The sequence below is a fragment of the Shewanella decolorationis genome (genome assembly GCF_004354305.1).
Taxonomy (GTDB): domain Bacteria; phylum Pseudomonadota; class Gammaproteobacteria; order Enterobacterales; family Shewanellaceae; genus Shewanella; species Shewanella decolorationis.
Window position 1 is genome coordinate 3,862,638 of the sequence record NZ_CP037898.1, and the last position, 19,339, is coordinate 3,881,976.

15 protein-coding genes and 1 pseudogene are annotated in these 19,339 nt (G+C 46.4%); 5 read left to right on the forward strand and 11 right to left on the reverse strand.

Features of this window, described 5'->3' with window-relative positions; genetic code table 11:
- Positions 1-223: 223 nt before the first annotated feature.
- Both EYR25_RS17245 and EYR25_RS17250 read right to left on the reverse strand, forming a co-directional pair.
- Positions 224-1,228 (reverse strand): hypothetical protein, encoded by a 1,005-nt coding sequence (locus tag EYR25_RS17245; RefSeq protein ID WP_243729906.1) that lies wholly within the window; start codon positions 1,226-1,228, stop codon positions 224-226.
- A 370-nt stretch (positions 1,229-1,598) separates the two neighbouring features.
- Positions 1,599-2,348, reverse strand: coding sequence for a class I SAM-dependent methyltransferase (locus EYR25_RS17250; protein ID WP_086902519.1), 750 nt, complete (start codon positions 2,346-2,348; stop codon positions 1,599-1,601).
- 265 nt (positions 2,349-2,613) lie between these two features.
- Here EYR25_RS17250 and EYR25_RS17255 point away from each other — a divergent pair, with 265 nt between their 5' ends.
- Positions 2,614-4,878, forward strand: a complete 2,265-nt coding sequence (locus EYR25_RS17255) for a GGDEF domain-containing phosphodiesterase (protein ID WP_133181743.1) — start codon at positions 2,614-2,616, stop codon at positions 4,876-4,878.
- A 92-nt stretch (positions 4,879-4,970) separates the two neighbouring features.
- Entirely contained in the window at positions 4,971-5,816 is an 846-nt protein-coding gene (locus EYR25_RS17260; RefSeq protein WP_133181745.1) for a 23S rRNA (adenine(2030)-N(6))-methyltransferase RlmJ, read from the forward strand.
- Between the two features lie 175 nt (positions 5,817-5,991).
- Here the strand turns inward: EYR25_RS17260 and EYR25_RS17265 are convergent, their stop codons facing one another.
- Genes EYR25_RS17265 through EYR25_RS17275 form a run of 3 tightly spaced genes read right to left on the reverse strand, consistent with a single transcriptional unit; the run spans position 5,992 to position 8,356 of the window.
- Entirely contained in the window at positions 5,992-6,711 is a 720-nt protein-coding gene (locus tag EYR25_RS17265; RefSeq protein ID WP_088212814.1) for a lytic transglycosylase domain-containing protein, read from the reverse strand.
- Positions 6,711-7,739: a DUF3137 domain-containing protein gene (locus tag EYR25_RS17270; RefSeq protein WP_133181748.1), complete on the reverse strand. Its 1,029-nt coding sequence runs from the start codon at positions 7,737-7,739 to the stop codon at positions 6,711-6,713. The genes EYR25_RS17265 and EYR25_RS17270 overlap by 1 nt, the downstream gene beginning before the upstream one ends.
- Positions 7,740-7,789: 50 nt before the next feature.
- Complete coding sequence (locus EYR25_RS17275; protein WP_011624553.1) at positions 7,790-8,356, reverse strand: LemA family protein; 567 nt, start codon at positions 8,354-8,356, stop codon at positions 7,790-7,792.
- Between the two features lie 466 nt (positions 8,357-8,822).
- Here EYR25_RS17275 and EYR25_RS17280 point away from each other — a divergent pair.
- A pseudogene (locus tag EYR25_RS17280) lies at positions 8,823-10,429 on the forward strand (AbgT family transporter).
- A 91-nt stretch (positions 10,430-10,520) separates the two neighbouring features.
- Here the strand turns inward: EYR25_RS17280 and EYR25_RS17285 are convergent.
- The 4 genes from EYR25_RS17285 to EYR25_RS17300 form a co-directional block, all read right to left on the reverse strand.
- Positions 10,521-10,841 carry a hypothetical protein gene (locus tag EYR25_RS17285; RefSeq protein ID WP_243729907.1) on the reverse strand — a complete coding sequence of 107 codons (321 nt, stop codon included), beginning with the start codon at positions 10,839-10,841 and terminating at the stop codon, positions 10,521-10,523.
- A 27-nt stretch (positions 10,842-10,868) separates the two neighbouring features.
- Complete coding sequence (locus EYR25_RS17290) at positions 10,869-11,168, reverse strand: hypothetical protein (RefSeq protein WP_133181750.1); 300 nt, start codon at positions 11,166-11,168, stop codon at positions 10,869-10,871.
- Between the two features lie 114 nt (positions 11,169-11,282).
- Positions 11,283-14,417 (reverse strand): efflux RND transporter permease subunit, encoded by a 3,135-nt coding sequence (locus EYR25_RS17295; protein ID WP_133181752.1) that lies wholly within the window; start codon positions 14,415-14,417, stop codon positions 11,283-11,285.
- Between the two features lie 9 nt (positions 14,418-14,426).
- Positions 14,427-15,575 (reverse strand): efflux RND transporter periplasmic adaptor subunit, encoded by a 1,149-nt coding sequence (locus EYR25_RS17300; RefSeq protein WP_133181755.1) that lies wholly within the window; start codon positions 15,573-15,575, stop codon positions 14,427-14,429.
- A gap of 798 nt (positions 15,576-16,373) precedes the next feature.
- On the opposite strand from EYR25_RS17300, the gene EYR25_RS17305 reads away from it, so the two are divergent.
- The gene (locus EYR25_RS17305) at positions 16,374-17,120 is read left to right on the forward strand and encodes a TorF family putative porin (RefSeq protein ID WP_086902476.1); all 747 of its coding nucleotides are present in this window, start codon (positions 16,374-16,376) and stop codon (positions 17,118-17,120) included.
- A gap of 101 nt (positions 17,121-17,221) precedes the next feature.
- Here EYR25_RS17305 and EYR25_RS17310 read toward each other — a convergent pair whose 3' ends face one another.
- Entirely contained in the window at positions 17,222-17,911 is a 690-nt protein-coding gene (locus EYR25_RS17310; protein WP_133181757.1) for a DNA-3-methyladenine glycosylase I, read from the reverse strand.
- A 206-nt stretch (positions 17,912-18,117) separates the two neighbouring features.
- On the opposite strand from EYR25_RS17310, the gene EYR25_RS17315 reads away from it, so the two are divergent.
- Positions 18,118-18,765: a glutathione S-transferase family protein gene (locus EYR25_RS17315; RefSeq protein ID WP_023266145.1), complete on the forward strand. Its 648-nt coding sequence runs from the start codon at positions 18,118-18,120 to the stop codon at positions 18,763-18,765.
- Positions 18,766-18,776: 11 nt separating this feature from the next.
- Here EYR25_RS17315 and EYR25_RS17320 read toward each other — a convergent pair whose 3' ends face one another.
- The gene (locus tag EYR25_RS17320; protein ID WP_023266146.1) at positions 18,777-19,307 is read right to left on the reverse strand and encodes a thioesterase family protein; all 531 of its coding nucleotides are present in this window, start codon (positions 19,305-19,307) and stop codon (positions 18,777-18,779) included.
- Between the last annotated feature and the right edge of the window lie 32 nt (positions 19,308-19,339).

Below are 19,339 nucleotides of genomic sequence, written 5' to 3' on the forward strand. Positions count from 1 at the left end.
AATGTAATCAACAATTTATAGGTGACCCATGGTATTTGCTCACCTGTTTAGCATCAGCGTAGCCTGTCTGTAGATTTAATAACCTTACTCAGCACGCTTCGGGACATTTCCGCGTTAAAGCTATAACTCAAAAACGCAAATTTCGGATTAAAATTTATATGGGGAACACCCGCCTAAACTGCGAACAACAAGTTACGAATCCTGCAATCCTAGGTCGTGTTGTTTAAAGCGCATTGACATGCTCCACTTCCTCCAGTTTTTTCAATGCAAAACGACCACGTTCGGCTACTGCTTCAGACCTATCCGATGCAAACTTGTTAGCTAATTCCCTTGCAACAACTCCAAGATTTTCTAACTCCCGAATTAGAAATTCTGCAGAAACTCGCCGAACGATAGCCGATCTGTCATCAGCAGACATTTTTAACAAGTCAATCAATGGAGTTTGAACATTTACTTTTCGCTCTGAAATGATTGGCTTTATTCTTCCCTTGCAATATCGGATGTCAGTCCATTCCCACTTACGACCTTCTATCCATACTATTCGGCCTTCGAATAAGCTTCGTAAAGCCTTGGCTCGAACGGAGGGCTGGATGGAGAGGGTAGCAATTTCTTTAATCTTTCCATCCAGAATCGGTGTACGTCCAAGCTGAGAAAAGAGAGATGGCATAGGCCCCGATGTCGATAACATTAACTTAGACCTAAGTAAATCTGCTATCTGGTCTTCGCATATGATCTGCAAAAGAACCTTTTTGTCTAGTTCCTCAATCCTCCCCCAAGAATTCCAATTGGAAAGTGCGATACAAAGAGCTTCAACAACAACTTTAGGGTTTGTCGCTTTTGCAATATCTAAAAGCTTTTCCCTTGCAGCTTTTCGAACTTGAGGAACCCAATCATTGAGCCTTCTAACGATAAGTGAAAAGAAGAAAATGTTCGGCGCTGCACCAGACAGTGTACGCAACGTCTTTTCACGCTTGTAGCCATCCCAACTTATTAGATCTAGCCAAGTTAACAATTCAGTAGGTTTAGACCAAATTTTCCACTTAGGTGGAGTTGACTCCCTTACCGCTAAGGAAAATTCTGACCGAATTAAGCTTTCCCAATGGTCAAAACTGGTGAGAGTTAACTGAGACGTCACATCAATAAGTGCTGTCATGTCAACGCTGACTTTACCTCCCGAATTTATCGAGTTAGCAAAATCCCTCACTGCTGATATAACTTTATCTTCCATGATCTGCGATTGTCGCACCTATTTCCAGCCTCTTAACATTAATCTCCACCGATGTTGTAGGCACTTTGTATCATTACTAAAGTTTGGTCAACAGGGACGAGTTACTCGACCTAAACATGAAAGATTTAAAATCGTTTGGGGCATTTCTTTGTTAGAGACTTTGGAAGTAAGAGATTGAATAGAAGCATTACTGCTTCTATTTTTATGGATTTGTCAGACAACACTTCAGCACCAATGTAACTCATTAATTTAATTGGTGTTGTGTTTTATTTGTAAATTACAGAACCCTATTTTATGTCAAAATATGCTTTAAATTTGTCAATCTATGGGTTCAGCGACAGCTATATCGATTTAATACTCAGCTTATAGCCTACTTCATTGCCGATTTCACATAGACATCGAAGCGGTTTTTCTTGGTCTCTATAACCATACTGGGCTTAACACCGGCGAGATCTTCGGCATAATCGGGGCGCTTCACCACAACACGCTTACTGGCTAGGGCCATGGCGGGGGCGAGCAATCCATCGGCGTCGAGGTCTGCACCGACTAAGGTTTGGAAGACCCGCATTTCCTTTTTAACTAAGGCCGATTTGTCGCGGTGAGGATACATAGGGTCGAGGTAGACAACATCGACCTCTTGCTCCAATTTTGCGAGTGCTTCGAGGCTGGAACCATGGAAAAGCTGCATACGTTCACGCATCCAGTCGCCGATTTCGGCATCTTGATAGGCGCGGCGCAGGCCATCTTCTAATAATGCGGCTACTACAGGATGGCGCTCTACCATAGTCACAGTGCAACCTAAGCTGGCCAGCACAAAGGCATCGCGGCCGAGGCCCGCAGTGCCATCGACAACTTTTGGCGTAACGCCCTGCTTTAACCCGACAGCCTTGGCTATCGACTGACCACGACCGCCACCAAACTTACGCCTATGGGCAACCGCGCCAGTCACAAAATCCACTACTATGCCATCGAGCTTAGGCTCATCACGCTTATGTAGCGTCAAGGTGTCTGATTCAAAACGCAATTCGAATGGCGCATCGGCATCAAACACCAGTTGCCAGCGGGCACAAATGTCCACAAGAGTTGGAAATTGCTGATTAAAAAAGACTGGAATAGGCAAAGGGATCACTGTTTAACGGATAGAAATTGCGGCCATTATGCCAAAGAACCGCCTTGATGAACATGCAAGCAAATCCCCCTATTTGCGAGTTTCTGCTTATTGGTCAATTTGTCTAACTCATCCGACATAAGCTCAAACATGAATCACATTGTAATCTACTGATTTATAGAGGTTATAATCTATTTGTGTAACAATTAAGCGATTTATGTTATATGTCTTATCCCCAGTCAACCTTAGCGACTTCCGTATGGAATAAGGACAATCTTTGCTTAACTGGCTGAAAGGTTTTTTGTTTATCAGGGAGCAAGATTTTTTAAACCCCGATAGAACCATATTAAAAACCAGTTTATTGCGGATTATTTTGCTGAGTGGTGCCGTTCTTACCACCAGCATAGTGCTGCATAGTTCGTTGATCGCCTATCAGCTAAACCTCAGTTTTATTATTGGCATTACGGTCAGTTTTTTAACTGTGCTATTTCTTGCCTTATGGTTTACGCGCAAATATTTACTGGCGAGTTCTATCAGCTTGCTGGTAATGGTGGTTGCAGCCTGTTTGTCTATCTTATTATTTGTACCAAATTTCAATTTGTCGCAGGCGGGTATTACTTTTCTGTACACGCTGCCTTTAATGGCACTTTTTTTGTTTGGCAGAAAAGTCGCCTGCTGGATGATGTGCTTCAATGTGTTGCCTTTTTTATTGTTGCTGCGTAACCAAAACCTTCCGCCCATTGTCGATGTAGATATTAGCCTGCCCGCGACCCACGCCTATCTCAACGGGCTGCTGTTTATGTTTTTTAATATCTGCATCCCCTTATCGGCAATGCGGTTGTTAAAAACTCAAAAAATCCATGCACAGCAGATGATTAGGCATCAAAAAGCACTGCAACGCACCCTAGACCAATATGCTGAAATATTTGACAACAATGGCACAGCGTCTTTCTTCTGCAATGAAGAGGGCACGATCCTCAATCTAAACAATGCTGCCAAAGATATCGCCGCGAATGTCCAACTCAACTGCACCCGTCTCTGTGATATTTTTGAACTGAGCGAAGACACTAGCGTTAATTTACTTGCAGCATCATTTCAGACCCGCTTAAAAAATAATGACAGCAGCCGATATCTCCTGCAAAAAGCGTCATTAGAGCACCACGATACTCTGCTATTTCACTGCCACGATATCACGGCACAAACCAACCATGAGCTCGAAGTTAATCGGCTCAAAAAACACCATATCAGTACCCATTTTTATGATTTAGTCACGGGCTTACCCAACGAGAACCACTGGTATAACCCGACACCAAGTGCTACCCACCAAGAAATGACGGTAGCTTTGGTTAAGATTGATAATCTGAGTCAAATCAACGCTGCTTTTGGAATAAGTGTCGGGGACGCTATCCTAAAAGCCTTTGCCTTAGAGCTTAAAGAGCGCTTCGGCCATCAAGCAAAAATATATCGCTTTAGAGGAGCATCCTTTGCCCTGGAATTTACCGAACTGCCACTCATCTCGCCAGAGACGCTCGCACCGCAATTACGTCTTCGCATTCCAACAAGTTTAAAACTTAAGCAAGAACAACAGATTGACTACCATTTAGAGTGCCGCGTTGGCTGCAGTTCTGGCCATAAATCCGCGCCACAGCAAGCCGCCGAGCAGTGCTTGATTGCCATTAAACAAACCACCCAAGCCAACCCGGTTATGGTGTATTACGTTGGTTTGATTAACAATTTACTTGAAGCCTCCTCGCAAGAAAGCAAAATCCGCGATGCATTAAAACACAACCGACTCGAAATGTGGCTACAGCCAAAAGTGTTAGCCGATGGCCATATTGTCAGCTTTGAAGCGCTCGCCAGAATGTTCGATAAAGACGGCAGCATGATTATGCCAAGCACCTTTATTCCGATCATAGAGTCATCGCAGTTGCAGGCGATTTTCGCCATTAAAGTGTTTAGGCAATTACTCCAATTGATCCGCGCTTGGCCAAAAAATGTCCCTATGACTAAAATCGCTTTTAACCTGTCGGGGCAAGATATTCTGTCGGATCGTTTCTTCAAAGTGCTGATCCAGACGTACATTAACCATCCCGAACTGATCCCAATCTTAGAAATTGAAATCACCGAAACCTCAGTTTTTTCGACACACAAAGAAACGGGTAAACGTTTAAATACCCTCGCAAAAATGGGCGTTTCGATTGCCATCGATGATTTTGGGACTGGCCATGCCTCATTGAGCCAGCTGATCGATATCAGTGCCGATACGATTAAAATCGATCGCTATTTTGTCAGCCAACTCGGCATTAGCGAGCGCCACACGCAGATTGTCAACGCGGCGATTTTGTTAGCGAAGAGTTTAAAACTCAATGTGATTGCCGAAGGGATAGAAACAGAAACCCAGCTGTTACAGCTGACAACGCTTGGATGTGAACAGTTTCAAGGTTACTTATTTGGTAAGCCTGCGCCCGCAGCGCTGTGGCTGAAAACCTATCAGATGCAAACGCCCTCCCACTGGCTAAACCATAAGAAAAGTGCCAACTAAGGCATTCGTTTTACGCATTAGGGCATCCTAGGTATAATTAGCAACACGCATTTGCCTCCCTTTGCTTTGTTTGCAAATAACTAGGATCCCCCATGTTAAGTTACCGCCACGGTTATCACGCCGGCAATTATGCCGATGTGCTGAAACACGCTATCTTGCTGCAAACCTTGCAGTTAATGCATAAGAAAGACAAACCTTTAGTCTATATCGATACCCATGCGGGTGCGGGTGGTTATGCGTTAACGGATGAGTTTGCTCAGAAAACGGGTGAATACCTCGAAGGCGTAGCCAAGCTCTGGGATAAAACCGATCTGCCAAAATCCCTACAGGATTATGTGGATGCAGTGCGCCACTTTAACGAAGATAGTCCAGAAGAGCTCAACTTCTACCCAGGCTCCCCCGCCATTATCGATATGGAGCTGGGGCCGAAGGATCGTATGCTGCTGCACGAATTGCACGGTACCGATCATCTGCTGCTGGATGAGTATTTCGAGCAGGATAAGCAGGTAAAAGTCATCAAGGGCGATGGCCTAAAAGGATTAATTGCTGCGGTACCGCCACTAGAGCGCCGCGCACTGGTACTTGTCGACCCCAGTTATGAGATTAAGACCGACTATCAAACGGTTGCAGAGACCTTAATCAAGGCGCACAAACGCTTTGCCACGGGCGTATTTATGCTCTGGTATCCTGTTGTCAACCGCGCGCAGACGGAAGAAATGCTTTCCCGCTTAGCTTGCAGCGGCATTAAGCGCCAGCTACGTATCGAGCAGGCAATCAAACCTGACTCCAATGAATTTGGCATGACAGCCGCAGGACTATGGGTGATTAACCCACCTTGGCAACTGGATGAAATCGCGACCGAAATGCTCGACTATCTCAGCAAAAACTTAGGCCAAGCGGATGGCAATGTCATCGTTAAATGGGAAGTCGGCGAATAAGCAAATCCTATTGCGTCATCAACGTATGCAGCAGAGCAGCGTCACCTCCTAGGTCCGCTGCTTTTGTTTTTTCAGCATGAAATAACCTAAGCTCGGGATAAGTAGAGACACTGAATAGGCATCTTTTCGACACTCGTTACCCCGAGTTCAGGTTAAATAGAGAGTGGCAGTGCCGCTAGACTTTGGCGCTTCGATAACGCTTTAGCAGAATTTGCACCCGCTCAACATAGGCTTGGGTTTCTGGATAGGGAGGAATACCGTTGTATTGAGTCACAGTGGTTGGCCCAGCATTGTAGGCCGCGCAGGCCAATGCAATATCACCATTGAACTGTTTTAGCATTTGCGCCAAATACTTACTGCCGCCGAGAATATTCTCCTCCGGTAAAAAGGCATTGGTCACGCCCATCTCTTTGGCGGTTTCGGGCATTAATTGCATCAACCCCATTGCGCCAGTACGCGACAAGGCTCTGGCATTAAAGGCCGATTCGGCATGGATAACGGCGCGGATAAGTGCAGGGTCTAACTGATGTTTATGGGCCGCACGGCTGATCAAACTATCGTAATTGCGGGTAAACAACTGAATGCCATTCCAGTCAATTTTGGAATCGGGGCGACAGGCAAAGCAGTCATAGAGCAGGATTTGATACTCATTGGTGGTCGGCGCTTTATCGGTAAAAGCCGTGACGCCATTGGCCTGTTGATATTGATAAACTTTGACTTTTTCTTGCCCTACATTGCTCACAATACCGCTTTCAGAATAACGGGCCACAATGCGCGGCTTAGGCTTGGCTTCTTCGGCAAACGCGGCCGCAACACTTCCCCAAGCCAAGCACAAACTAAGGCTAGCTATGGCTATCGACTTAAGGCAAAGTGGTGAAGAGTGCGTTGCTGGCATCAAAGTCCCGTATGTTCGTTGAGTTTAAGTACTTCAATAATAGCAAAGAGTTGCTTCATCTCACGGTTTAACTGACTAAACTCTGCTGAAAAATTAGCGCTGTCGAAGATGGAGCGATTTTGGAAACGACTGCGACGATTGGGCAAGAACAAAAGCAAACGGTTGCGAAAGAAGGCGCATTGAATATCATCATCGAAATACCTCGCCAGTTGCTGCAAACGTTCCATAAAGGCGGTATTGAGCAAATATCGAGCTTCAATTTGATCCGTTGAAAACACATCGAATTCTTTTTCGAACAAGGGATCTTCCAGCTTCACCCTTTGCAACCCTGAATGGCTATCGGATAAGAAGTTTGCCAGCCCACCGCGATCCTTTAAAACCACGGTATGGCCAACAAAACGCTTATGACTACTTAGCTCAACAACAGTACCGCGAAAGGGGGTCTCAGTGCGGGTCACGGTTCTGCGTTTATTGCCGTGCCACTCATCAACTCGCACATCTTTGGTCAGGGTTAACTCATTAACAACCAAATCAACACCCTTGTATTGGCCTTGGATATAATCACCAAAACTCGCCTTATCGTAATCTGGCAGCACTTTAGCCGCGGTGAGGCGATTCATATCGAGGCGTATCTCGCGGTTATAAATAAAATCCTCACCAAAATACTTAAACATGATGGGATAAATATCTCGCTGCACCTGACGGGTAAACTGCCTAGTCGGCTCAAAACTCCAAAAACCTAATACCAACAATCCAATTAAAGGTAATGGAAACAGCATGATCCCACGGCTATGCCCCAATAGCGCTAACAGCGCGAGACCCGCGACTATCACCAAACTCAGAGATAGGCGTTTGCGTGTTGCCTTAAGGCTGTTGACGCGCTTGGTTTCATAGCGAGCGGCGAGCGGTGCAAGGTGTGTATCGTAATAATGCTGAAGTGACGCCTTATCCGAAGGTTCAGCCAACAAGGTTACCGCCTGCCGCTGAGCCTTGATGGGGCTGCCTAAGATAAAGCTGAATATATTCATTGAGTTCATATGTATGTGGAGCCAATCTTGGCTCCACAAATATTGAAGGATTACAAATAATCCGCCGCGTCTATCGGCGCTTTAGAGGCTTCATTCACCTCGTAGAATGGCATCACCTTAATGTTTGCCATCGATGCAATAATCGACCCGGGGAAAATCTCAACGGCGGTATTTAACTCAGATACCGCCGAATTATAGAAACGGCGGGCAGCAGAGATATGGGCTTCGACCTCGTTATAGGTTTGCATCGCCTCGAGCATAGTATTGTCCGACTTGAGCTCAGGGTAGCTTTCAACGCTTACCATCAAGGCTCCCATTTTATCGTTAAGCTTCTCGGCTTGCGCGATATGCTCTTTAACCGCATTGGGATCGGTCTTGTTGTAATTACGGGTTAATTGGGTGCGCAGCTCGGTGATTTCAGTGAGTAATGACTTTTCATGATCCATAAATCGCTTAGCGATTTTGAGGATATTGGGTACAAGATCGGCACGCTTGGCTAACTGCACATCGATTCCTGACAGGGCTTCAAGGGCGGTATTGCGCTTTTTGACTAGACTGACGTACCAAAGATAGGTGACGATAAAAATCAGCGCTAATCCTAATAACAGTTTGTCCATCTTCCATCCTTAGGGTTTATTCTTACTCTTAACAGGTACAGCTAACCATAAATGGCTAAGAATTTCATCTAAAGCGTTAGCTAACGCAATGAAATATTAGCTTTACCGACTCTGGTCAGAGCATTAAACAATAAAATCGTGAATAGCGATTATTCAGCTTGGATACAGAAAAAATGCACTATACTGTATTTGCACAACGTTAAGAGCAACCTTTTTGCTCGTGAATACTGGACTCCTAGTGGGTCCATTTTTTTATCCCTAATTCTCCCAAAATCCGCTGCTCATCCGCAGTTGCAACATTTAAGTTTCAATTAAAGCTTAACCATCATACTTTTCGGCCAATTTTTTAACTTTCACCTTAGCGTTAATCCAACCACTTGGGCCAGACATAGCTCTACCAAGTACGCCGCATCGATTCTGCTCCCGGGTAAAGAATGCGCTAGCAAAGGTCGACAGAGGCAAGAGAATGAGCTCGAAATCCAACGATACTCCCGTCAATCCATCACAGTCTAACGACATCAGTTCTCGCGGCTGGTTTGTCCGTTTTCTTAATATTGTCGAACGCTTAGGGAACCTACTCCCCCATCCTATTACCTTGTTCGCCCTGTTCTGTGTCGCCGTGATCTTGGTGTCTGGCATTGCGGGTTACTTTGGATTAACGGTGACTGATCCGCGCCCAGAGGGTGCCCACGGCCGTGGCGCCGATGGACTTATCCATGTCGTCAGCCTGATGAATGCCGAAGGCTTGCGGATGATAGTGTCCAACTTAGTCACTAACTTCACCGGCTTTACGCCCCTAGGCACTGTGCTGGTCGCCCTACTGGGTGTGGGTATCGCCGAACGTTCTGGGCTGTTATCCGCGGCGATGCGAGCACTCGTTATGGGTGCATCTAAGCGATTAGTAACTGTGACTATCGTGTTTGCTGGCATTATGTCGAACACAGCAGCTGAGCTTGGGTATGTGGTATTAATTCCCATGGCGGCGATGATCTTCCACTCCTTAGGTCGCCATCCCCTGCGGGTCTTGCTGCGGCATTTGCAGGGGTATCAGGGGGCTACAGCGCTAACCTATTGCTTGGTACTGTTGACCCATTGTTATCGGGTATTACTGAGGCGGCGGCGCGGATGATCGATCCTGAGTACAACGTCGGCCCCGAGGTTAACTGGTACTTTATGTTTGTCTCGACCTTTGTGATCACTTTCCTCGGCGCCTTTGTAACCGAGAAAATTGTCGAACCGAAATTAGGTAAGTATCAAGGCGATGATGCCGATGAAACCGTGCATCAATCCATGGGTAATGTCACTGAGTTGGAAAAACGCGGCCTCAAGTGGGCGGGATTATCTATGCTGGTGTTAGCGTTAATCCTTGCGCTGTCCGTCGTGCCAGAGGGTGCGCCACTGCGCGATCCTAAAACCGGTCTGGTCTCGGGTTCCCCCTTCCTAAAGGGTATTGTCGCCTTTATCTTTATCTGTTTTGCGATCCCAGGTTTTGTCTACGGCAAGGTCGTTGGCAGCATTAAAAACGATAAAGACGTTATCAATGCCATGTCGCACAGCATGAGCACTATGGGATTGTATATCGTACTGGTGTTTTTTGCGGCGCAATTTGTGGCCTTCTTTAACTGGAGTAATCTGGGCGCCGTGTTAGCCGTGCTGGGTGCCGATGCCCTACAATCCATTGGTTTAACAGGGCCAATCCTGTTCCTGTTTTTTATTATGCTCTGTGGCTTTATCAACTTGATGCTGGGCAGCGCCTCGGCCCAGTGGGCCATTACCGCACCGATTTTTGTACCTATGCTGATGTTAGTCGGCTATGCGCCTGAAACCATTCAAGCGGCCTACCGTATTGGCGACTCAGTGACTAACCTAGTCACGCCTATGATGAGTTATTTTGGATTAATTTTAGCCGTAGCTTGCCGTTACCAGAAAAACCTCGGCATAGGCACGCTTATCGCCACTATGCTGCCGTACACCTTAGTATTTTTCGTTGGCTGGACGGCGTTCTTCTTCCTGTGGGTGTTTGGTTTTGGTCTGCCAGTGGGACCGGGCGCAGCCACTTACTACACGCCTTAAGCCGGAGTTTAACTCCATCCCTAACAGAAAGGGCGTCGAAGCTAAGCTCGACGCCCTTTTGATGTCCCAATCCTAGCTGGGATGAACTGCATCAGTCATACAGCCATTCCATTAAAAAACTACAGATCAGCAAGAAAACCCCCAGATTAAACACCACAGTCTGTAACTTTGCCTTAGGCGATTTATCCTCAGCTTGAGTCATCACTTGGTTGAGGGGAGTAAAAAACATATTAGGGTCGAGCCCCATGCCAATAAAAAAAACCACCACAGCCAAGCTACGGGTAAGTTCGGGAACGGCAAGTTGTTCAAGATAAAACTCAAATATACTGTAGGCCGCTATGCCTACAGCGACACAATAGCAAACCACGGCGACAATAAGTTGCTTAGTGATAAGGTGGCTAACCGATGACACTATTTTGCTCCTCAAGCCAACACACTGTTATTGATTATGCGGCTGATAATGTTCGGCGCGCAGTCTATCTCTTTTACGTTGCAGCTGCACCCAAGCAAACCAACCAAATAAAATACCCGTCGCAGGATAAATATAGAGTGCCCGAGCTAACTCGCCCCAAAAGGATGTGTCGGAGGTCAAATAATGAATCGCTGCGACCACGAGTGAAGTCATACAACCCCAAGACAACACGCCAACCACTAGGATAAAAAACCACTTTCCCTTGGCAAAGGCTTTATCCAATGCAGCCAGTTCCTGTGCCGACATACCCAGCTCCCCATCATTCATTATGATTCCTTCAATATGCCTGAATTGGCTAGTGGTGGCTATCCGTCCTTGTGACGATTCTCTTACCCAACAAAAAGCCCTGCATCTGCAGGGCTTCAATAGTGCTAGATTAGATTACTCAGCCGAGCTCGGCTTTTCTTCTTTGCCTTTCTTCTCACGCTTACTGAAGATACGTTCCACAATCACGAAGAACAACGGCACGAAGAAGATACCTAAGAAGGTCGAACTCATCATACCGCCGAGTACCCCAGTACCGATAGCGTTCTGGCTACCAGAACCTACACCCGTACTAATCGCTAACGGTACAACACCCAGACCGAAGGCGAGTGACGTCATCAAAATTGGACGCAAACGCACACGTACCGCATGTAGGGTCGCCTCGATAAGACCTGCACCTTTTTCATAGAATTCTTTGGCAAATTCCACAATCAAGATGGCGTTCTTCGTCGCCAAACCAACCGTCGTTAACAGGCCCACCTGGAAGAACACGTCGTTTGGTAAGCCACGACCATTCATCGCCAGCAGAGCACCGATAATACCTAGCGGAACCACTAGGATTACCGCAAACGGTACTGACCAGCTCTCATACAATGCTGCGAGTACGAGGAATACTACCAGAATCGACAGCGCATACAGCGCTGGCGCTTGGTTACCCGATAAACGTTCCTCATAGGATAAGCCGTTCCACTCGATACCAAAGCCTGGAGGCAGTTGTTTAACTAAGTCCTCCATGATGTTCATCGCCGCACCAGTACTGAACCCAGGAGCCGTTGCACCTTGAATGTTCACCGCAGGTAAACCGTTAAAACGCTCTAGACGCGGTGAGCCGTATTCCCAAGACCCTGTCGCAAAGGCAGAGAATGGCACCATGTCACCCTTGTTATTTCGTACATACCAAGTGTCTAAGTCTTCAGGTTGCATACGGTATTGCGCATCACCCTGTACGTAAACTTTCTTCACGCGACCACGGTCGATAAAGTCGTTGACATACGAGCCACCCCACGCAGTTGCTAACACGCTGTTAACGTTAGCAATTTCAATACCTAAGGCACTCAGTTTGGCATGATCTATATGCAGTTGATAAATTGGTGCATCTTCCTGACCGTTAGGACGAACGCCCACTAGGTTTGGATTCTGCCCCGCCATTCCAAGCAATTGGTTACGCGCGGCAACCAGCTTATCGTGGCCTTGACCGTTTTTATCTTGCAGGTACATGTCAAAACCGTTTGCTGTACCCAGTTCGATTACCGCAGGTGGTACAAAGGCGAACACAAAGGCATCTTTAATTTGACTAAAGGCTCCCATGGCGCGACCGGCAATAGATTGCACATCCATACCTGGTGCTTCACGCTCTGACCAATCCTTCAAGCCAACGAAGGCAATACCCATGTTTTGGCCTTGACCCGCAAAGCTGAAGCCCGCAACACTAAATACCGACCTTACGCCTTCTTCAGCCATAAAGTGATCTGATACTTTCTCCAGCACTTTAAGCGTGCTTTCCTGTGTCGAGTTAGTCGGCAAAATCGCCTGAGTAAACAAAATACCTTGGTCTTCATCGGGCAAGAATGCCGTCGGCATACGCATGAAGATCCAACCAACCGCAACCACTAACGCCACATAGATCATCATGACCCTAAAGCCACGCTTTACTATGCCAGCCACACTTGACTCATAACGATTAGTCAAACGATCGAAGTTACGGTTAAACCAGCCAAAGAAGCCCGTTTCAATATGGCCATGACCTTTCTTGACAGGTTTTAGCATGGTCGCACAAAGCGCAGGCGTTAAGATCAAAGCCACCAGTACTGACAGCGCCATCGCAGATACGATAGTGATAGAGAACTGACGATAAATAACCCCTGTTGAGCCAGACATAAATGCCATAGGTACGAATACCGCAGACAGCGTCAGACCAATACCGACTAAGGCACCAGTGATTTGATCCATCGATTTACGAGTCGCTTCGAGCGGACTTAACCCCTCTTCAGACATCACCCGCTCAACGTTTTCGACCACCACAATGGCGTCGTCCACGAGCAGACCAATGGCCAGCACCATAGCGAACATGGTGAGGGTGTTGATGGAGAAGCCCGTCGCCGACAAAATCGCAAAGGTACCCAGCAATACCACAGGTACAGCAATCGTTGGAATTAAGGTTGCACGGAAGTTTTGCAGGAAGAGATACATGATGACGAACACCAGTACGATCGCTTCTAGCAGGGTGTGAACCACGCCTTCAATCGATTTTTCAACGAAGGGTGTGGTGTCATAGGGATAAACCACATCTAACCCTTGTGGGAAGAAAGGCTTCATCTCATCAATTTTTGCTCGAACCGCTTCTGCAGTATCAAGAGCGTTAGCACCCGTCGCTAATTTAATCGCTAAACCCGTTGCAGGTTTACCATTGTATAACGATACAACCGCATAACTTTCGGAACCTAACTCAACTCGCGCCACATCACCGAGGAAAACATTCGCACCCGAAGTATCTGACTTCAGAATGATTTTGCGGAACTCCTCTGGCGTCTGCAAACGGCTTTGGGCAGAAACAGTCGCGTTGAGTTCTTGACCTTGAATAGAAGGTGTTCCCCCCAGTTGACCCGCTGATACCTGCGCGTTTTGCGCACGAATCGCCGAGATAACATCTAAGCTGGTCAAGTTATACTGGGTCAACTTCAGCGGATCTAACCATATGCGCATCGCATATTGGGCACCGAACAGCTGAATTTCACCAACACCTGGCACACGGCTCATTGGGTCCTGTACGTTAGCACCCACATAGTCGGCAATGTCGCCTTTATCTAAGGAACCATCTGTCGATACGAAACCCAAAACCATTAAGAAGCCAGAACTTGACTTGTTAACGTTAACCCCTTGAGCCTGAACTTCTTGCGGCAACAGGGTCATCGCACCTTGTAACTTGTTCTGAACCTGAACCTGAGCAATATCAGGATCGGCTTCAGCGTTAAAAGTTAAGGTAATAGACGCGTTACCAAAGCTATCACTGGTCGAGGCGATATAACGTAAGTGGTCAATGCCTTTCATACGTTGCTCAATCACCTGAGTCACTGAGTCTTCAACAATTTTGGCCGATGCACCAGGATAGTTTGCACTGATCACCACGGTTGGCGGTGCAATGCTGGGATACTGTGAAACGGGCAAGGAGCGAATAGAAAGCACCCCCGCCAACATAATGATTAAGGCGATCACCCACGCAAAGATGGGGCGATCAATAAAAAAACGTGCCATAGCTATGCCCTATTGTGCTTGGGTTTCTGAAATAACTTTGGGAGTGACTGGCGCACCTGGACGGATTTTTTGTAATCCTTCCACAATCAACTGATCACCTACGGCAAGACCTGAAGTCACGCGCCACTGATGATCTATCACCTCAGCTGTTGTCACAATTTTAGCTTCTACTTGTCCCTGTGCATTCACGACCATAGCCACAGCCTCACCCTTAGAGTTACGGGTAATCGCCTTTTGTGGAACAAGAATCGCTTGAGGATCTGTGCCAGCATTTAACATTGCACGTACATACATACCCGGTAATAAAATCCCCTCAGGGTTCGGGAATTCAGCACGTAAGATCACTGAGCCAGTGTTTTGATCCACGCTCACTTCGGCAAATTGTAGTTTGCCTGTATGGGCATAAATTGACCCATCCTCAAGTACTAACTGTACGTCAGCGTTATCTGCCGCCTGCAATTTTCCTTGCTTCAACTTGGCTTTTAGGCGCAACAGCTGAGCGCTCGATTGCGCGATATCCACATTGATAGGATCAAGCTGTTGAATAGTTGCTAACGTCTGGCTTTGGTTTGCGGTTACCAACGCACCCGCAGTCACACTCGATTTACCAATACGGCCAGAAATTGGCGCTAACACTTCGGTATATTGAAGATTGATTTTTGCTGTATTAATCGCCGCTTCTGCCACAGTCACACTGGCCAGCGCTTCTTTGTAAGCAGCTTCGGCTTCATCGAAATCTTGCTTACTGATCGCATTAGTTTTAACTAGCTGCTGGTAACGAGCCGCTTTCGCCTTGGCAGAGGCAAGACTGGCATTAGCTCGAGCTAAATCAGCATTTGCACTGACTAAAGCCGCTTTGTAAGTGGCTGAGTCAATTTGATAAAGAGATTCGCCTTGCTTAACGTTTCCACCTTCAACAAAGCTACGTTTGGTGATGATACCACTCACTTGAGGGCGCACTTCCGCCTCGAGGAATGCTTTGCTTCGGCCAGGTAATTCGACTTGAATCATCTGTGGCTTTGCAACGACTTTGATCACGCCAACTTCCATGCTCTGCGGCCCAGCGCCTGCATGAGCGGCCTTCTCTTCTTGAGGGCTACAAGCTGCCATCCACAACGCCACGCTGATTACTGAGGCAAGTTTAATTGTCTGCCGCATGAGAACTCCTTTAAATATTAACGCTACCGTTTTTCACACTCTCGGAAGGTGAGTCACGGCCGTAATTATAACCAAAATCAAATCTGATACTTATCGCATACCCTATAAGGATCAACAACAAAGATAAACAAACAAAAGTGTAAACTAATGAAAATATTCACACCTTTACGAATACCTTATTAGTGGAATTGTGATCCTATTTAAGAAGTATGTTAACTGTGGATAAGGTTGTTAGCGTTATACAGTACAAATCACTTATTCAGCCTACTCTATATCTAAAATGTTGCAAATATGTTTGGCAACACGAATAGCTATAAACTTACTGGAGGTAAACATTCAATGGATAAATATCCCGCGTTGTCTCTCATTTATCAGATTTTACGCATGTAACATTCATCTATTCGCTATTTGAGGCGAAACAATACGGGTGTTAATGCGTGTCATAAACAGCCAAAACAATTAATACGCTTGATGTACCGAAATAATTCAAGTTTTGTGTAAATGCTGATTTGCATCAGAAAAAATGAGAGACATTCAAACCTTTGGACGCGACATTTTATGACCAAGCTTAATTGGGGGCAAATCAGAAATGGCTTTTTACACCCCATTTAATGAAACTCTGCTTCCCAAAAAACGTATTTTTATTAATTAAATCACCACATCATCAGCAAACTCGGTTATTTTGCCGCTTGTTCACATTCATTCATATCTTTTCGTCATTGGTTCATCCCATGCTGCAGCGCTATTCACAACTTATTTTTACGATAAAGGTGCGCTAACAATTCCCAATACTTTGAGATGATGATTATGAAGACTCGTACTAAATTTTTGCTGACAGGAGCATTGCTTTCTTTGGCGGCAAGCTCCCACGGCGCCGAAGATAATCAACTCTTTGGCGGCACTATTAACGGCAACCTTAACTTTGCATCTGACTATGTGTTTCGTGGTGAATCAGAGACCTTAGACGGCGATATTCCTGTGGTACAAGGCACTCTGAGTTGGAATCACAACCAAGGCTGGTATGCAGGGGTATTTAGCTCCAACATCAAATTTGCCGACCCTAACTTAGAGATAGTGACTGCACCTTTTATTGGTAAAGCGGGGGAATTTGGCGACTCAGGTTTTACCTATGATGTGATGCTGTTTTCATACCTCTACCCAGGTGCATCCTACTCCAACTACACCGAGTTATGGTTAAAAGTGGGTAAACAATTTGGCCGTGCAAATCTGCAACTCGAAGTCACCCCGACAGTGGATGATTGGTTTGGTGTCGATGGCTGGCATGGCGTTAACTATGCCTTGCACCCAAGCTATAGCTTTGACAATGGTGTAAAAATCTCAGCCTCTGTGGGTTATCAAGACCTCACGGGTGATGGCGCCGAAGGGTGGGGTCACTGGAACATCGGCTTAAGTAAAGCATACTACGGCCTCAACTTCGACCTGCGCTACCACGGCAGCACAGTGGACAGTGACCATAAGGTCTATGGCACTCAAACTCAAATCTTCGATGACAGAGTCGTCATTGGGATCAGTAAAAGCTTTTAATCGTTATGTGACTTACCCGTTCATCCCACTGCTTCCCTGCAGTACTCCAATTGCTTGATATATCGAGCCTTGACCAGCCAATTTGGCTGGTCATTTTTTATCTAAATACGATTATCACCCACGCTACAGGCTAAGACGCGGCTGATATCCGCAAGACAACGACCCGACTCTTGCTGCCATTGATTGAAGGCAGCCTGCACCTGCTTTAGCGCCGTTTGCGAGCTAAAACCGGCATCCACCAGCTTGTGCGCCTTAAAATAGCCTTGCACATCATCGGTTAACAAAAAGGTGTCCTTACCGATTCCACGTAAGAAATACGGCCCAGTATTACCGCCGAGACGAGATCCGCGTTTTTTCAATAACGCCCAGAGTCCGACGATATCTTCGGTTGGCCAGTCGGCAATCAGCTTAGCCAAGCTACCATGTTTGCGGGCGATATCATGGATCATCAGCGCATTGTCATAAATCGCTTGGGTCTTCTTTAAATGGCGAATTAAGGTCGCATCCGCGGCGCGGGCTTGGATCTGTTCGGGCGACAGCATCAACACCTTTTCAGGCACAAAATTGAAGAAAGACTGCTCATAGGCGGGCCACTTATTATCGACCACACGCCAGACAAAGCCACTCTGAAATACCTGCCGACTCATAGCAGAGAGCAGCTCAGCATCATCATACTGGCGAATCTCAGCACTGGTAAGACAGCCCGGCAACAATGCTTCGAGTCCCTTGGCGCCGCCCTTACGCTCACTCGCTCTGGCATAGATGGATGAGAAACTTTCTAACTGACTCATACTGTTACCTTTGATTGTCTATATTTCACTGATTTTTTGAAGCGTTAATAGTACCGAATTTTAGCGGGAATAGATCATTCCGCATGGCAAACCACTTTTACGCCACTTCAGCTACTTTTAAAGAAAATTCCCACAGCAAGCGCCTTGATACCGACTAAAGTTAAGGCGTAGAGTCAAAAAATGCAGTGGTTATGGGGTCGGCACCTATGGAGCTTTTCTATCATCCGTTATCGCGATATTCACAGAAGGTGCTAATCGCTCTCTATGAGAAACAAGCTAACTTCTATCCGCGGATCACCGATCTGCGCGACCCATTTGCTCGCCAAACATTCCAACAGTTTTATCCACCCGCAAAATTGCCACTGCTTAAGACCCAAGAAGGCCAACTCATCCCCGAATCCAGCATTATTATCGAATATTTAGATAGGCATTTTAGCAACAGCACAGAGCTGCTACCCGCAGAGCCAGAACGCAACTTAGCAGTACGCTTATTTGATCGCATTATTGATAACGATATCAATAACCCACTATTTCAATTAGAAAAGTTGAAGATTTTGCCCGAAGGCAATGAATTTGAAATCAAGCAGATAGAAAAGCAGATGTTTATCCAATTTCAGCGCTTGGATGCCCACCTTAGCCAAAATCACTGGGTGTGTGGTGATAGTTTTACCTTGGCCGATTGCGCACTTATCCCCTGTTTAAGCTACAGTTTTGCCCACTTAAACCTACTGGATTTAGATGAACTCGTGCGTTACTGGCAGCAGGCGCAACTACGCGGCGCCTGGATGCTAGTGCTGGAAGAAGTACTGCTCGCCGAAATGGAGGAATACACAGGTATCAGGAGTATTCCCTAACGCAAACACAACTAAAGGTTGCGCTCTTTCTTCAACTGTAAAAACGCTTTCCATTTAACCACTTCAGGCGGCAATTCAGGAGCCGGATCGGTATAACCCGCCTCTTTAACCAACACATCCAGCGGGACTTGCTTACCTTTACAAACAAACACACCACGCACATGCACGATACAGTGCAAACCGCGCTCGCTCACAAAGCGTTGTTCAATATAAAAATATTTCTCATCCCAGCCCACGACCTTGGTTTCAATCTCAAACTTTTTCAGGGGCTTGATATCGCGGATATAGGTAAATTCGGCGGCGTTAACAATTGGCATCCACTTCAATTTGAGGAAACGCTTTAACAGCCCCATTTCGGCCAACATATAGGTACGCGCCAGATCCATAAACGCCGGATAGCGGGAGTTGGTCAGGTGGAAGTTGATATCGCAATCGCTAGGTAATGCCCGGTAAGTAATGCGGCTTGTGCCCAAAAAATCAATCTTACGGCAGTGACGCGTGCGCCAAAATAACAACCAAAACAAACGGAAATACAGATTCATATGCAGTCGCCCTAAAAAGAAGAGCCACAGGC

What these genes read in the sequence shown, in the direction of transcription:
- EYR25_RS17245 (WP_243729906.1), bottom strand. Translation starts at nt 1,228, where the DNA reads ATGGAAGATAAAGTTATATCAGCAGTGAGGGATTTTGCTAACTCGATA.
- EYR25_RS17260 (WP_133181745.1), top strand. Translation starts at nt 4,971, where the DNA reads ATGTTAAGTTACCGCCACGGTTATCACGCCGGCAATTATGCCGATGTG.
- EYR25_RS17265 (WP_088212814.1), bottom strand. Translation starts at nt 6,711, where the DNA reads ATGCCAGCAACGCACTCTTCACCACTTTGCCTTAAGTCGATAGCCATA.
- EYR25_RS17270 (WP_133181748.1), bottom strand. Translation starts at nt 7,739, where the DNA reads ATGAATATATTCAGCTTTATCTTAGGCAGCCCCATCAAGGCTCAGCGG.
- EYR25_RS17275 (WP_011624553.1), bottom strand. Translation starts at nt 8,356, where the DNA reads ATGGACAAACTGTTATTAGGATTAGCGCTGATTTTTATCGTCACCTAT.
- EYR25_RS17290 (WP_133181750.1), bottom strand. Translation starts at nt 11,168, where the DNA reads ATGAATGATGGGGAGCTGGGTATGTCGGCACAGGAACTGGCTGCATTG.
- EYR25_RS17295 (WP_133181752.1), bottom strand. Translation starts at nt 14,417, where the DNA reads ATGGCACGTTTTTTTATTGATCGCCCCATCTTTGCGTGGGTGATCGCC.
- EYR25_RS17300 (WP_133181755.1), bottom strand. Translation starts at nt 15,575, where the DNA reads ATGCGGCAGACAATTAAACTTGCCTCAGTAATCAGCGTGGCGTTGTGG.
- EYR25_RS17305 (WP_086902476.1), top strand. Translation starts at nt 16,374, where the DNA reads ATGATGATTATGAAGACTCGTACTAAATTTTTGCTGACAGGAGCATTG.
- EYR25_RS17310 (WP_133181757.1), bottom strand. Translation starts at nt 17,911, where the DNA reads ATGAGTCAGTTAGAAAGTTTCTCATCCATCTATGCCAGAGCGAGTGAG.
- EYR25_RS17315 (WP_023266145.1), top strand. Translation starts at nt 18,118, where the DNA reads ATGGAGCTTTTCTATCATCCGTTATCGCGATATTCACAGAAGGTGCTA.
- EYR25_RS17320 (WP_023266146.1), bottom strand. Translation starts at nt 19,307, where the DNA reads ATGAATCTGTATTTCCGTTTGTTTTGGTTGTTATTTTGGCGCACGCGT.